This window comes from Priestia sp. FSL P4-0332, from assembly GCF_038005845.1.
Classification (GTDB): domain Bacteria; phylum Bacillota; class Bacilli; order Bacillales; family Bacillaceae_H; genus Priestia.
In genome coordinates this window covers 953,389-967,897 of sequence record NZ_JBBOUA010000001.1, presented here as the reverse complement: position 1 = coordinate 967,897, position 14,509 = coordinate 953,389, and the positions used below count along the sequence as shown (strand labels likewise).

14 protein-coding genes are annotated in these 14,509 nt (G+C 37.3%); 2 read left to right on the top strand and 12 right to left on the bottom strand.

The annotated features are described in order from the left end of the window. Window positions 1–605: 605 nt before the first annotated feature. The 3 genes from MKY06_RS04980 to MKY06_RS04970 all read right to left on the bottom strand — a co-directional run bounded on the left by MKY06_RS04980 (window position 606) and on the right by MKY06_RS04970 (window position 3,812). Window positions 606–1,502 (bottom strand): shikimate dehydrogenase, encoded by an 897-nt coding sequence (locus tag MKY06_RS04980; protein ID WP_098325856.1) that lies wholly within the window; start codon window positions 1,500–1,502, stop codon window positions 606–608. 515 nt (window positions 1,503–2,017) lie between these two features. Then, on the bottom strand, window positions 2,018–2,596 hold the full coding sequence (locus MKY06_RS04975; protein ID WP_225519207.1) for a DedA family protein: 579 nt from the start codon (window positions 2,594–2,596) through the stop codon (window positions 2,018–2,020). Between the two features lie 235 nt (window positions 2,597–2,831). Beyond that, complete coding sequence (locus tag MKY06_RS04970; RefSeq protein WP_029324906.1) at window positions 2,832–3,812, bottom strand: zinc-binding dehydrogenase; 981 nt, start codon at window positions 3,810–3,812, stop codon at window positions 2,832–2,834. A 161-nt stretch (window positions 3,813–3,973) separates the two neighbouring features. Here MKY06_RS04970 and MKY06_RS04965 point away from each other — a divergent pair, with 161 nt between their 5' ends. Next, entirely contained in the window at window positions 3,974–4,870 is an 897-nt protein-coding gene (locus MKY06_RS04965) for a LysR family transcriptional regulator (protein ID WP_098325858.1), read from the top strand. Window positions 4,871–5,147: 277 nt separating this feature from the next. Here MKY06_RS04965 and MKY06_RS04960 read toward each other — a convergent pair whose 3' ends face one another. The 4 genes from MKY06_RS04960 to MKY06_RS04945 form a co-directional block, all read right to left on the bottom strand. Further along, window positions 5,148–6,182, bottom strand: coding sequence for an AI-2E family transporter (locus MKY06_RS04960; protein ID WP_013055677.1), 1,035 nt, complete (start codon window positions 6,180–6,182; stop codon window positions 5,148–5,150). 168 nt (window positions 6,183–6,350) lie between these two features. Next, on the bottom strand, window positions 6,351–7,004 hold the full coding sequence (bluB, locus tag MKY06_RS04955; RefSeq protein WP_013055676.1) for a 5,6-dimethylbenzimidazole synthase: 654 nt from the start codon (window positions 7,002–7,004) through the stop codon (window positions 6,351–6,353). 470 nt (window positions 7,005–7,474) lie between these two features. Beyond that, on the bottom strand, window positions 7,475–7,894 hold the full coding sequence (locus MKY06_RS04950; RefSeq protein ID WP_013055675.1) for a hypothetical protein: 420 nt from the start codon (window positions 7,892–7,894) through the stop codon (window positions 7,475–7,477). A gap of 101 nt (window positions 7,895–7,995) precedes the next feature. Beyond that, a complete protein-coding gene (locus MKY06_RS04945; protein ID WP_016763237.1) occupies window positions 7,996–8,634 on the bottom strand; it encodes a DUF1643 domain-containing protein in 639 nt (212 codons plus the stop codon). Between the two features lie 382 nt (window positions 8,635–9,016). On the opposite strand from MKY06_RS04945, the gene trhA reads away from it, so the two are divergent. Beyond that, complete coding sequence (trhA, locus tag MKY06_RS04940) at window positions 9,017–9,667, top strand: PAQR family membrane homeostasis protein TrhA (RefSeq protein WP_013055671.1); 651 nt, start codon at window positions 9,017–9,019, stop codon at window positions 9,665–9,667. Window positions 9,668–9,709: 42 nt separating this feature from the next. Here the strand turns inward: trhA and MKY06_RS04935 are convergent, their stop codons facing one another. From MKY06_RS04935 to treR, 5 genes are all read right to left on the bottom strand, one after another. Then, on the bottom strand, window positions 9,710–10,897 hold the full coding sequence (locus tag MKY06_RS04935; protein WP_013055670.1) for an NRAMP family divalent metal transporter: 1,188 nt from the start codon (window positions 10,895–10,897) through the stop codon (window positions 9,710–9,712). A 9-nt stretch (window positions 10,898–10,906) separates the two neighbouring features. Continuing rightward, complete coding sequence (locus MKY06_RS04930; RefSeq protein ID WP_289911796.1) at window positions 10,907–11,662, bottom strand: LamB/YcsF family protein; 756 nt, start codon at window positions 11,660–11,662, stop codon at window positions 10,907–10,909. 11 nt (window positions 11,663–11,673) lie between these two features. Next, on the bottom strand, window positions 11,674–12,672 hold the full coding sequence (locus MKY06_RS04925) for a 5-oxoprolinase subunit C family protein (RefSeq protein WP_078081512.1): 999 nt from the start codon (window positions 12,670–12,672) through the stop codon (window positions 11,674–11,676). Continuing rightward, entirely contained in the window at window positions 12,662–13,384 is a 723-nt protein-coding gene (gene pxpB / locus MKY06_RS04920; protein ID WP_013055667.1) for a 5-oxoprolinase subunit PxpB, read from the bottom strand. Before pxpB ends, MKY06_RS04925 begins: the two co-directional genes overlap by 11 nt. Before the next feature lie 355 nt (window positions 13,385–13,739). After that, window positions 13,740–14,456 (bottom strand): trehalose operon repressor, encoded by a 717-nt coding sequence (gene treR / locus MKY06_RS04915; RefSeq protein WP_013055666.1) that lies wholly within the window; start codon window positions 14,454–14,456, stop codon window positions 13,740–13,742. Window positions 14,457–14,509: the final 53 nt, after the last annotated feature.

The following is a 14,509-nucleotide window of genomic DNA, read 5'->3' as shown; positions in this document are numbered from 1 at the left end:
TTCATTTTTACAAAATATTTCTTTGCTCAGATCCCATTTATAATTGCTTGCTTACATAAAGTCTGTCTGAACTAAAGTTGAAAGATGGCAATGCTGAAAACCTAATCCTCTAGCTATTTACTTGTTTTTTTATCCTTTCGTAAAAACATTTTATTAGTGGAATTAAAAAGATTAATAGAAAGTTCTAATTAGAACGATCTAATAAATTTTTATTAGAACGATCTAATTCCAGCGGGAATCTCTTCACATATTGCGGAACGGTGCTGTATATTTTATGATCTACTCAAATATCCGAACATGATGATCAACGTCTGCTTTTTTAATTTCTCATTGTAACACCTGCCTTTTTTACTAAGCGTCGTCGTTTGACACAGCCTAATATAAAATCAATTCAAACTTGAATTTTAGTATACTGAATTACATTTCTCTGCGCAATATATATTTTTAATTTTTAGAAAATTAAAATATAAACTTTTTTAATATAACAAAACCTTTTATATATTAATCATCTGGACTTAGAATCATTTTTTTATTTTGCTAGAGAAAAAGGAGATATAGCCACTTCATTCATACAACTTTCTAGCAAAGTTAAAAAATACGCGTTTTTAATACTGTAAGCTCGGTTCAAACATTTGTTCCTTAATATACTCCACAGGCATCTCTTTTCCTGTCCACAATTCAAATGCCATGGCCCCTTGCCAGATCATCATTCCTATTCCATTAATGGTGTGACATCCAATTGATTCAGCTTGTTCTAACAGTTTTGATCTCATAGGCATATACACGACATCGGTTACAATTAAATCAGGACGCAGCATTGATATATCTTCAATAATGCTGAATTCTTCTAACGGTTTCATTCCCACTCCTGTTCCATTTGTCAAAATATCGCTCGTTCTAATTTCTTCTCTTAACATGTCTGTATCCTCAAGAGAATACAGCTTCGCTTTACATGAAACATGTTTCATCTCTTCATTAATAATTTTTACGTTCTCTACAGCTTTTGAATAAAATTCATCGTGACGAGCAAAAATTGTTAATTCTTCAAGTCCTTCTAAAGCCGCTTGAATAGCAATTGGCGTCGCTGCTCCACCCGAACCGATCAACGTCATTTTTTTCCCTGTGATATCTACGCCGTTCTCTTTTAAATTTCGAATGTAGCCCATGCCGTCTGTGCTATGCCCAACTAGTACGCCATTATCGTTTACGACGGTATTGACAGCTCCTGAAAATTTGGCGCTGTCTGCTAATTCATCAAGAAACGGGAGAATTTTTGTCTTATTGGGCATGGATACATTAAAACCTTTAACATTTAACGCTCTCAGCCCTTTAATCGCATCTTCTAACGAGTCATTTCCTACCTCAAAAGCTAAATAAGCATAATTTAATCCCAGTTTCTTAAAGGCCATATTATGCATAGATGGTGATAATGAATGTCCAATTGGAGTTGCTAAAAGGCCGATGAGCTGAGTTTTGCCATTAATACGCCCTACGCTTTTCATGATTTTACCTCCTGTTTTATTAAAATTTCAGAAATACTTGTGGTACCTAGCCTGTACTTTTTAAGCTTATTTTCATTTACGATCAAACACATTTCACATTCATATAATACAGGTAATTAGATCGATCTAATTTTAACCTATACTCACTATTCACCAACCTTTGACAAGCCGCATTCAAAACCAAAACTGCTCTACTCACATGTAAAAAACAAGAAACCGCTTACAAGTTTACGGTTTTAATAACATACGTTTGACACGTACTGTACGTCTTACCTCCCTTCACAAGGCAGCATTTCTCAACATTACTAGAAACAAAGCTTTCACCTATACCTAGATTCTTTTATTAAATGACTGCATTAAACACCCGGTGAACCAAGACAACTCTTAGCGACCTTATGTATCATAGTATCACATTTTTTTAAAAGGAAAAATGTTTTTTTGTTACTTTTCAGAAAAATCTTTTTATTTAAAGAATTTCTTTATATTAAAATAAAGCTATAACCATAATTATAGCTTTATTCTTGAGCGTGGCTTTCTCTTCTCTTTTTCATCCACCAGCCTGCACCAACTGTCACTCCGATTATAAGAATAACAATTATTAAACGATCTACATCATGCAAATATTTTTGGATTTTTTCAATATCTCCAAGTCCTCCTACATAGAGCAAAAAAACAAACCACGGAAAAATGCCTAAGGTGCTGTATAAAACAAAGTCCTTAGATTTGATTTTACTAAGGCCTGCCAAATAGGTTATATAGTTTGCGATACTGATGGGACGAGAAATCGTAATACTCCATTTTCCATATTTATGAAACCATTTTTGGGCACGCTTTATATTTTTTTCACCAAACCAGCGCTTGGTAATAGATTCAAACCTGTATCCCATAACGAACGGAATATAGTTGAATGCGATATAAATAACGGTATTGACAGCTGAAACAATAAGGATTTTCCATATTGAGAGCTGCAGCACCGAGCCAATGAGCAAAATCGATAACGTACACGGAAAAGGAATTGCCGCAGCTTCGATTGCTGTAGCAATAAAGATGCCCACTATGCCTAAATTTTGTACAAAATCAATAAACCCCTGCACCTTTTTTCTCCTTTCAATCATACAAATTTCACGTTCTTTCATCATAACTCAAACTATTCAAAATTTCACGATTTCAAAGCAATTTTACTAGTAAAAAAAGCTCATACGCACCCGTTTGCTATATTTGATTATCTTCTATCATATGCAGTTCATAAGTGAAGTAACGCAAAAAAAGAAAATAGCAGAAAAAAACTCTTTTATTAGTTGTAATAAAAGAGTCTTTTCTGTCCTGCTATTATTTAACTTTAGTAATAATTTTCCCTTTCACATGGCGTTTTGAAAGCTCTTCTAATGCACTTGGCACTTCTTTTAACGAGATGATGCGCTCAATCATCGGAGCTACTTTCTTCTCTGCTACTAATGCTAAAAGCTCATCGCCCATTTTTGCTAAATCCGCTTGCGCAATCATGTCATCAATGTGGTGTGCAGCATTTAAAGCTACTTCATGATAAGAAATCACCTTTGTAAAAGGCTTTACTTTTGTATAATCAGGTGCACCAGCAATATGTGCTAAATGTCCTCTATAGGCAATCATATCTAAAGAATCCGTTGCGTTCTTTGCGCTCACCGTGTCAAGCACAGCATCTACGCCGCGGCCATTTGTCAGCTCCAATACTTTTTCCACGACATTTTCCTCGCGATAATCAATTACATAATCAGCTCCTAACGACTTCACATACTCATGATTATGTGCTGAAGCTGTTGAGAAAACGGTTTTTCCAGCGTTTTTAGCAAGCTGCACGCCAAAGCCCCCTACACCTCCAGCTCCTCCGTGAATTAAGATGGTTTGAATATGGTTCATTGGAAGTTTACGAAATAGTGCTTCATACGCCGTGTAACCTGCAGTAGGCAAAGCAGCAGCTTCTTCAAATGTAACAGCATCAGGAATGCGCGAAATTGAATGAGCAGTTGTAACCGCATATTCAGCATATCCGCCTTTTTTCATAAAGTCCCCGTGATAGACAACGCGGTCTCCTTTTTTCCAGTCAACTACTCCTTCTCCAACTGCATCAATTGTCCCAGCTACGTCTAAACCCAGAATGTGAGGATATGTCCAATGAGGGTTTCCGTTAGTAGCCGTTTTATAATCTACGGGATTAAGTCCCACTGCGTGAACTTCAACTACTACTTCCCCTTTATTTGGAAGAGGTTTTTCTATTTCTTCTACTTTCATTTCTGTCCATTTATTTTTATCTTGCAATAATAATGCTTTCACAGTCTAACTCTCCTTTTTAAATCATTTTCCTAGCGTTGCTTTTATTATTTTATCTAAAAATGATTTGCTTACTATTTTTATTTTAAAGAGAGCTTGTCTATAATACAAATTAGAAAATAAATAGATATCCATAAATAAAATTATAAGAAAGGATAGCATAAATGATTGATTTTGAATGGTATCGTAGCTTTATAAGCATTTACAAATATAGATCCGTTTCTGAAGCAGCCAGAGCGAGGATCTTAACTCAGCCGGCCATGAGTCAGCACTTAGCTGCTTTAGAAGCTGAAATAGGCGAAGGTTTATTTGTCCGTGCACCGAGAAAGATGATTCCAACAGAAAAAGGTAAAGAACTGTACACGCGTATTGTCCCGTTAATTGAAAGTCTAGAAGCTGCTTCAATTGAATTAAAAATGACCGCTTCATCTCCCGACGCGCTGCCGGTCGTAAAAATTGGTTCTCCCGTAGAGTATTTTACCGAACAAGCTTTAGAAAGAATAAAAGATGCAGGTATCCGCTGCTACAGCCAGTTTGGTATTGCTTCTGTTTTACTTGAAAAGATACAAAACGACGAAATTGATATTGCTATTACAACCCAAAGATTGCAAATACCAGGAGTCGAATATACGGTCATTGAAGAAGAAGAGTTTGTCTTAACCGTCCCTCCTTCTTTTGAAATGACAGCTAGTAAAGACGTAGAAGATTTTTTATATAATCAGCGGTGGATTAGCTATGGTCTTGAACTTCCTATTATCAGGAGATTTTGGCGGCAACATTTTAAAAAACGGCCTGAAATTCAGCCTCATCATGTAATTCCAAATCTTCAAACGGTGTTAAAAGCCATTCAGCATCACATGGGAATCAGCCTGCTTCCCCGCTATTTAATTCAAGAAGCGATTCGAGAAAAAAAAGTGAAAATCGAACTTGAACATTTAGCAGTAAAAAATCAGATCTTTCTTGCTTATAAACTTAAGCATCGCGATCATCCTACTATTCAAAAAACGATACGCTCGCTAAAAAAGAAGAGGTTGAGACATAACGACATGAATCCATTCTAAAGACGAACAAATAGGATATATGAACCGAACCGCTTGTGACACCGCAGTTGATTTCCATGCAAGAATTCGCTTTCCGAGGGCGAGCGCTGAGCTCCTCGTCGCTTATGCTCCTGCAGGGTCTCATCTGTTCCGCTTTTCCCGCAGGAGTCTTCGCCTTGCCCTCCAGTCAACTGCTAGAAGGAACGAAGACAGATGAAACCTACGTTCACCATAACAAAAAAAACGAACCACTAATCAAACATCTTGATTAATGGTTCGTTTTTCACCTCGTCTAAAATTATTTTGTTCCAGCCTCTTCTTTTTTTGACAGTTGCTGTGCTGAATCTACTCCTACTAAATCTAAAAAGAAAATAAAAATAGGAATGCCAAGAATTAGCCCCCATACGCCCAAGAAGTGTTCACCAAACACTAAAATGATAAACGTAATGAACGTTGGCAAGTTTGTTTTAGATGACATGAGCTTTGGATTTAATACATAGCTTTCAAGTGCGTGAAGTACTACCACCATAATTAACACAGATAGTACTTTTACACCGCCTCCTAAACTGTAAGCGATTGTACAAAGTGGAATGAGTGAAACAAATACCCCAAGAACCGGCACTAGCCCTAGTAGAAAGACCATAACGCCAAGTGCAAGCAAATTAGGAAACCCTAACACCCACAGCGCAATAACGGATAAAATGCTGTTCACAAAAGCGATAATAAACTGAACTTCTATTACCTTGCCGAAGGAATTAACAAATTTTCTCCCCAAGTAGCCAGCTTCTTTGAAAAACCAGCCCAGCCTAGATTGTTCCAGTTGGACAAATAATCGGTGAATCCGCGACTTTTCAAGTAAAAAGAATAGGCTTAACAGGAGTGCTAAGAAAACTTGTGCACTTACTTTTCCAATATTAGATAAATAGCTGTATACTAAATCAATATTCTGCTGAATATTTTCTGGTGATTTGAATCTCTTTAGATTATCGATAATATAGGTGACGAATGTATTATCAGGGGGATGCTTGTAAAAATACATCAGCTTCTGTACAAGCTCGGTAACTTGCGTCATAATAACCGGGATATATACATACCCTACAATACCGAGGGCCCCAATCAGTGCGATATAGATGACGATGAGTATAAGCGTTGAATTAAGCGGAAGCTTTCTTCTTAACGTTTGTTGAAGACGACCAATTAAAAAGGTAAAAATAAACGTAAATAACAGCAGCTGAAGCATACTTCTAATGCTGACAAGTAAAACTGTAATGATAATAAGCGTAATGATGCGAACAGTAAGTTTGTTGTGAAGCCAACTTCTTGCAATATTCATGAAACCTTCAATTCTCCTATCTCTCTTTTTCCCAAGTCATTTGTATACATATAAATAAAACGGATACGCTAGACGCTCATATCCGCTTTCGCTATATATAGTGTATCATTTAATATTCAAATTTTACTATATTTCGGCGCTTTTTAGTATGTCTTTATTTTCTCTCCGCTATTCTTTTTCATTTTCCCATACATTATGATAAATTAGCTTGTCTAAATCCCTTCTTTTTTCCCAGTTTGCTTGTTCTAAGATTGGTTTCTCAGGATATTTATCTGTATAGCCAATTGACATGAGCGCTACAGGATCAATATGAGGAGGAATATGTAAAATGTCACGTACATCATTTTTCTTATAAAAACTTACCCACCCCATTGCCAGTCCTTCTGCATATGAAGCAAGCCACATATTTTGAATCGCACACGCAGTTGACATCATATCAGTTTCTGGAATTGAGTTTCTTCCGAGAACATGAGAGCCCCCTCTTGTTGGATCACACGTTACGCAAATAGTTAACGGCGCTTCTTTTAATCCTTGAATCTTTAGCTCTAAAAAATCTTCTTTCTTTTCACCTTCATAATGAATAGCCAGTGCTCTTCTCTCTTTATCTGCTGCCCAGGCAAGTTTATTTTTCACTTCTGTATCAGATACTAATATAAAATTCCAAGGCTGCATAAACCCGACGGAAGGTCCGCTGTGAGCAGCCTGTAGAATGTTATAAACCGTTTCATTCGGAATCTCATCAGACAAAAATGTTCGTACATCTCTTCTTCCGTAAATCGCTTTGTATACCGCTTGCTTTTCGTCGTTTGTAAACGAGTTCATCTTCTTCAACCTCCATTAAACTCTCTTTTTAACTATTTTTCTAAAAAAACATTAAAAAAATGTGATCCAAACTTTATGTTTTCTCGTATTACTATATGAATCTATCATAAAGGAGGTTGCAAACATGTTCAACGACGTTTTAATGAACTTATTTAACGCGGTAAGCAGCATCATTAACACTATTGGATAATTTGATTGTACATATTTAGTAAGAGAGGAGGCATATTACATTGCTAAACGAGGTACTTATGAACTTTTTTAACGCAGTAAGCAGTATCATCAACACAATCGGATAAAAAAAGCACAAAGAAAAGGGTAACTGCCATTACCACCGTCTTTATGCTTTGCTTTACTAGTTCAAAATCATATATTTTACAATAAAAAGAACTCTTTGATTAGGAGTTCTTTTTATTTATCCTAACATGTTCCCTTTTATTTGTATATATGCCTTGCCAGTTCAACAGATTCACTTATATGTTGCAAGCATACACATAGGTCTGCAGCTCGTAGTGCAGTTCTTTTAAGTCTTCAGCTGCTTGAGTCAATAACTTCTTTCGCTGAGCTGTATACACATCTAGAATAGCTCTTTCTACTTTTACCTTTTCTTCATATAAAATATCTAACTTATCTTCATTTCCTTCAAGGGAAATAGGCTTTAACATAGCAAATTGATAAATGGGTTGTCCATAATCCAATTTTGTTAAAATAGAACTTACTAATACATCCTGCGAGCATTCATATACGAAGTTTAACAGCGTACTTAATTCTTCTAGACGAGAAATATCCAGCTCTGCATTTTCGTTGATCACAGCCCCTATATATTGAAAGCACTCTTCTTCTAACTCGTTATAAATAGTTGTGATGCGGTGCAACACTTCATTCAACTTCATAAAGTTCCCCCTTCACACACGCTTCTTGATACAACCATATGACAAAACTTGATGTTTTATACTAACGAAAAAGCGAGGAATATAAACCTCGCTTCTTCTTTTCACCGATACATACTGGCAATATCTTCAATAAACATAAGCGGTTCTTCTTCTGTTAGTTGTTTAATTGGAGAATAATCCTCTCCACCAAAACTTTGATCTATGTCTTCAATAAATGAAGAAACTTCTTCTGACTCTTCACGATTAGCCGGCATTTCGTATTTTTGTAATTCTGTACGGTGCACGACGGATAAAATATGGCGAGGAAATTGCTGCTTTGTTTTTCCAAAACAGTATACCGGCTTGTGTTTCAAAAAGCGTTCTACTTCCTCTTGCCGGTTATAAATGCTTCCATGATCACCCCAAGCTACCACAACCAGTTCAGCATCTTCCACTGCTTTTTGAATATATTCACCTGTTCTTGTTCCAACAGCTTCTTCTTTTGAAAGCATGCGTAAAAACGAAACATGGTCGGTTTGATAGCTGAATAAATAAACGATTTCTAAGACTCCAAATCCCCACTTTTGCGCCAGTTCTATGCATTTGGATACAGCTGTATCATCGCTGTATTCATACGTATTTTCTGGAAATGACAAGATAAACGTAAGTTTACGTTCGTTTACTTCACTCCATTTGCATAATAGAGAGTATTTGTATGTGCCTGTTTCATCAAAAATAACTTCTTTTTTCACTGCTTCCATCCCCCTGCCTTCTTACAATCTTGTTACTTATCTATTGCAAATGAGCTAAGCAGTAATCGTAACCTTGACTGTTAAAAGTTTTATTTTATATGTATTTCAAAATCATGCCTTCATGACAACTTTTCTTCCATTTTTTCAAAAAGCAATTTTTTCTTCTATACATGCTTTTTACAGCTATTGAACATTCACATATACATCTTTCCTCTTTTCGGACCTCCAGTCAAAATAGATAAAATCAAAAGAATGGTCTATAATAAAGAAATAACCAATGACCTTTTCACTCATGTTTTTGACAGTTACGGATTTTTTCTCAGCAGGTATGTTCAAAACTGATCCTCTGAGAACATAGAAGATAAATTTGTGTAAAGAAAGGATTTTGTAAATGGCTACTACACACACATTTACAAGAGGAGAAGAAATTGCAAATGCAATTACACACGGCGTTGGAGCCGTACTCAGCATTGTTGGATTAACGCTTTTAATCGTACTTTCTTCGTTAGAAGGAACGCCTTGGCATGTTATCAGTTTTACTATTTACGGAGTAACTATGCTGCTTCTCTATGTCTCCTCTACGCTTGTCCATAGCTTTCCGGAAGGTAAGGTAAAAGATCTTTTTGAGATATTTGACCACTCTTCTATTTATTTGTTTATTGCCGGTACGTACACTCCATTTTTATTTATCGCAGTAAAAGGAACCACCGGCTGGACACTGTTTGGAATTGTATGGGGCATCGCTCTTGCAGGAATTGTATTCAAAGCTTTTTTTGTAAAGAAATTCCTTTTTATTTCCACCATTCTTTACGTATTTATGGGATGGATGATTGTGTTTGCTTGGGATTCGTTAACTCAAAACATTGCCCATCAAGGAATTGTCCTTCTCGTAGTTGGAGGCGTGTTGTATACAATCGGGGCCGTTTTTTACGTATGGCGAGGATTTCGTTTTCATCATATGATTTGGCATATGTTTGTTCTTGGCGGAACCGTACTCCACTTTTTAGCAATCATTTTATATGTATTGCCTATAACCAATTAAAAAAGGGCCCGAAGGCCCTTTTTTAATTGGTTATAGAATTCCTTACCACAGTTTTGCCATTTGAGTCACAAGCGTATAGACTCCTAGCACAGCCATAATAACGACCACAAAACCGCCAAAAACGGTAAGCCAAGTCGGATGCTTGTAATCGCCTACTATCTTCTTTTTATACGCCGCTATAAGCATTGTTCCGAGTGTAATAGGTAAGATTAACCCATTTAATGCTCCAGCTAAAATAAGCAGAGTGACCGGCTGACCAATCGTTAAGAAAACCAGGGTTGAAATCGTAATAAATGCAATGATAATCCAGTTTTCATATTTCTCAATCCTTTTGCTGAAGGATTTAATAAAGGAAACCGATGTATATGCCGAACCAATAACTGAAGTGATAGCCGCCGCTGCCATGACGACACCGAATAATTTATAGCCAATATCCCCTGCGGCTAACTGAAAAACAGAGGCAGGTGGATTATCAGGATTCAGTTTTAACCCTTGACTCAACACACCTAATGTCGCTAAAAATAGAAAAATTCGAATGATCGAAGCAATCGTAATACCTGATACTGCTCCTCTTGTTACTTCAGGAATCGCGGCTTTTCCTTTAATTCCTGCATCTAATAAACGGTGACCTCCTGCAAATGTAATATATCCTCCTACTGTTCCTCCTACAAGAGTAACAATCGCCATTACGTCAATGTGATCCGGCCAAAATGTTTTAGAGACTGCTTCTCCTAATGGCGGAGCGGAAGAAACTGCAACATAAACCATTAAAACAATTAATATTCCGCCCATTAATTGAGCAAAACGATCCATTAATTTTCCGGCTTCTTTGACTAAAAAGATTGCGATAGAAATGATGGCTGTAATGACTGCACCCGCTTTAGGAGAAATACCAAATAGCGCATTGAAGCCAAGACCCGCTCCTCCTACGTTTCCAATATTAAATGCTAAGCCTCCGATTACAATTAAAATAGCAATAAATAAGCCGAGACCTGGCAAAACACTGTTAGCGATATCCTGTGCTCTTTTTTCTGAAACGGCAATAATACGCCATACGTTTAGCTGAACGCCAATGTCTAATAAAATCGACAGTAAAATGACAAAACCAAAACTTGCGGCGAGAGCTTGTGTAAAGACCGTTGTTTGAGTTAAAAAACCTGGACCCACTGCTGAAGTAGCCATTAAAAATGCTGCTCCAAGCAGCACGCTCCAGTTGCGTTCTTTTTTCATGATGTCACCTCATTGTGGTTGAATAATGATTTGTTCTTCTTTTAGCTTGTCACAAATAGCTTTGGCAAATTCAACAGCATGTGCACCGTCTCCATGAATACAAACGGTATCTGCTTGAATGGGAATCTCTTCATTTTGCACAGTGAATACTTTCTTTTCTTTGACCATTTTAATTACTTGAGAAATAGCCGCTTCTTCATCTTGAATCACAGCGTTTTCAACGTTTCTCGGCGTCAGCATGCCGTTCTGTTGATAGGTTCGATCTGCAAATACTTCCTGAGACGTACGCAAGCCTATTTCGTTTCCGGCTTTAATCGATTCACTTCCAGCCAAACCATATAGAATAGCTTCCTCACTAACATTATAAACGGCTTCAGCAATAGCTTTAGCTATGTCTCGATCCCCTGCACCCATATTATATAAAGCGCCATGAGGTTTCACATGATGAAGGGTCCCTCCTTCTGCACGTATAAAAGCTGAAAGAGCCCCCATTTGATACACCATTAAATCATAAGCTTCTCGAGGCGTAATTTTCATATATCTACGTCCAAATCCAGCTAAATCTTGCAATCCGGGGTGCGCGCCAATCGCCACATTTTCACTCAAAGCCAGCTTTACTGTTTCTCTCATAACCGAAGGATCTCCGGCATGAAAGCCACAAGCAATGTTTGCTGACGTTACATAGCGTAAAATTTCTTTATCATTTCCTAATCTATAGTTCCCAAAGCTCTCTCCTAAGTCACAGTTCAAATCAACGGTAGCCATCTTCTTCCCCCTTATATTTTCATTCGAAGTGCTCTTTTAATATGATTTATTTTCTTTTCCTGCTCCATATATAAATGCTGCGCTTCATCCAGTGAAATTGCTTGAAAAGAAACCTTTTTCCCTGGGGAAATTTGCGCCAGCGCTGAAAAATCTGCAGTTGCTACCTGTCCGATTCTAGGATATCCTCCTGTCGTTTGATGATCTGCTAATAAAACAATGGGCTGCCCTTCTTTTGGTACTTGAATCGTACCGAACGTCACAGCGCTAGAGAGCAGCTCTTTTTCTTGACCAAGGACTAATTTCTTCCCTTTTAGCCTATAGCCCATGCGGTCAGATTGAGGGGTAACGTCAAATTCTTGATTAAAGAAATGTTGTTGACTTTCTTTTGTAAACCAATCAAATTCCGCACCTTTCATCGTGCGGATAATAGACGTCTCGTATGAAGGAAGAAGTTTAGGATGAATCGTCCAAAAAGCCTGCTGAAAAGAGCGGTCCGTTTGCTTTTTCACCAGTTTCTTTATAATTGCTTCCCCTGTTTCTGTAGGAGGGTGGCTTAATACTTCGTCACCTGACTGTAATGCTTTACCGTGTAGCCCGCCTATCCGAGCGCGAAGTGAAGTAGATGTACTTCCCATAACTGCAGGAACATTAAAAGCACCGGAAACCGATAAATAAGAACGGCACCCTAAAGCCGGAACACCAAACTGTAGCACGCTCCCTTTTTTCACATATAAAGGCCGCCACATCTTTACGGCTTCATCATTAACAGTTGGCGATAAATCCCCTCCTGTCAGGGCAATCAAAGCATCTTGCTGAAATTCAATTTTTGGTCCCATTAACGTAATTTCAATAACCGGCTGGTTTTCTTGATTTCCTACTAATAAGTTGGCAATCCTTAAAGCAACTTTGTCCATTGCCCCGCTGACAATCATGCCGTCCTTTTGATATCCATGTCTGCCGATATCTTGAATCGTTGTTAATAAACCGGGACGTATCACTTTAATACTCATCTTCATCCACCTCCTTTTGGGCTTCATATTCCGTTTCAGAAATGGAAACAAATCGGATACGATCACCTGCTTGAAGCAAGCTTGGCGAATCTTTTTCTGGGTTAAATAGTGTAAGAGGAGTACGCCCGATTAACTGCCATCCTCCAGGTGTCTCAATTGGGTACACGCCGGTTTGCATTCCTGCGATGCCAACTGACCCTTTTGGGATGCTGTTTCTCGGTGATTCTTTTCTTGGAGTCGCAATTTCTTCGCTCATCCCTCCCAAGTAAGGAAAACCAGGAGCAAAGCCTATCATATACACCAAATATTCTCCATTTGTATGAATGGAGATAACTTCATCAGGCGTTAATGAATGAAAAGCGGCTACTCTCTCTAAGTCCGGGCCGTACTTTCCTCCGTAACACACCGGAATTTCAATTTGTCTAGCGACCGCTTCAGATTTTTCTTCCTGGCGGAAAAGCAGTTCTTCAATATATGTAGATATTGCTGTGTAAGGATTTCTTCTTCCTTTTTCACTCATTATCCAAGGATCATAATAGATTGTAACTGTTGCAAAAGCCGGCACATATTCAATCATTCCCTTACATAATGATTGCTCTAGCACCTCAGTAAATTGCTGAATACGTTTGTGTATGCCGAAATTAATTTCGTCTCCAAATGAAACGACAATGCCGCTGTCACCAAGAGGATAAAGTCGATAATCGTGACTCATTCCGTCTCCTCCTTTTTACTTAGTATTGTTTGAGCAGCTCCCTTTAATGCTGTAGTTAAATACATTCATTAGAATTACTAATGGAATTGTTGTTTTTAAATAACATTTTCTTATATATCTAATAAAAAAAAGAACAATAAATCCCTATCCTGTATGGATAACATTATACAAATATAAAATAATCTTATGTTCTACTAAAACAAACTCCAAAGAAAAATTCAACCTTTTTAAAGTTTTATCGTCAAAAGGATCACGTTTTTTCAATTTTCCCCATAAAAAAACTGCTTTGTTTTTTATACTAAAGCAGTTTTTTGTAAACATGTACAAAAAGGAAAAACTCATGGGCAGTAAAACATTATATACCTCTTCGAGCAAAATCTACAAAACGAAACTTATCAAGACGATGACGTGATTCCGTATATTGAAAAAGGCTTGCATCTTCTAAATACACATAGTTTCTTACTACCACAATATGTTCATAGTCTTTTAAATCTAAGTAACACTTATCTTCGTCCGTCAGCTCGTCAACGGAAATTTCTTTTTTGGCAAAGCTTATTTTCAGCCCAAGATCTTTTTCTAAGTATTCATAAATAGAGCCTTTGCATATGTCTTTTGTGAGGTGAGGAACATACTTTTTATGAAAAAAATCTTTATCTAAAATAATTTTCTCTCCATCGATTTCCCGCGCTCGAACCACTTTCCATATAAGATCTTTTTTCGTCGCCCCAAGCTGTGTGCACAGATCTTGATCGGCCTTAACTAATTCAAATTCTTTTACAATAGTAGTCGATGTATGCCCTAGCTTTTCCGCCACTTCTTTGAAGCTAACAAGTCCTGATACTGGAAAATCAAAGCGTGATACGTCCAATACAAATGAGCCTTTTCCTTTCATTTTTTGAATGTACCCATTTTGTGAAAGTAAATTTAACGCTTTCCGTATCGTTTCACGAGACGTTTGATACTGTTCAACAAGCTCATTTTCAGAAGGAAGTTTTGTATTAGGACGCCAGTCACCACGTTTAATTTTATCGACTAACTGTTCGTAAATACTGATAAATTTATTTTCTTTCAATTGCCATCACCTATTTTACTTTCTATATATACCCAATTGTATAAAAAGAACGA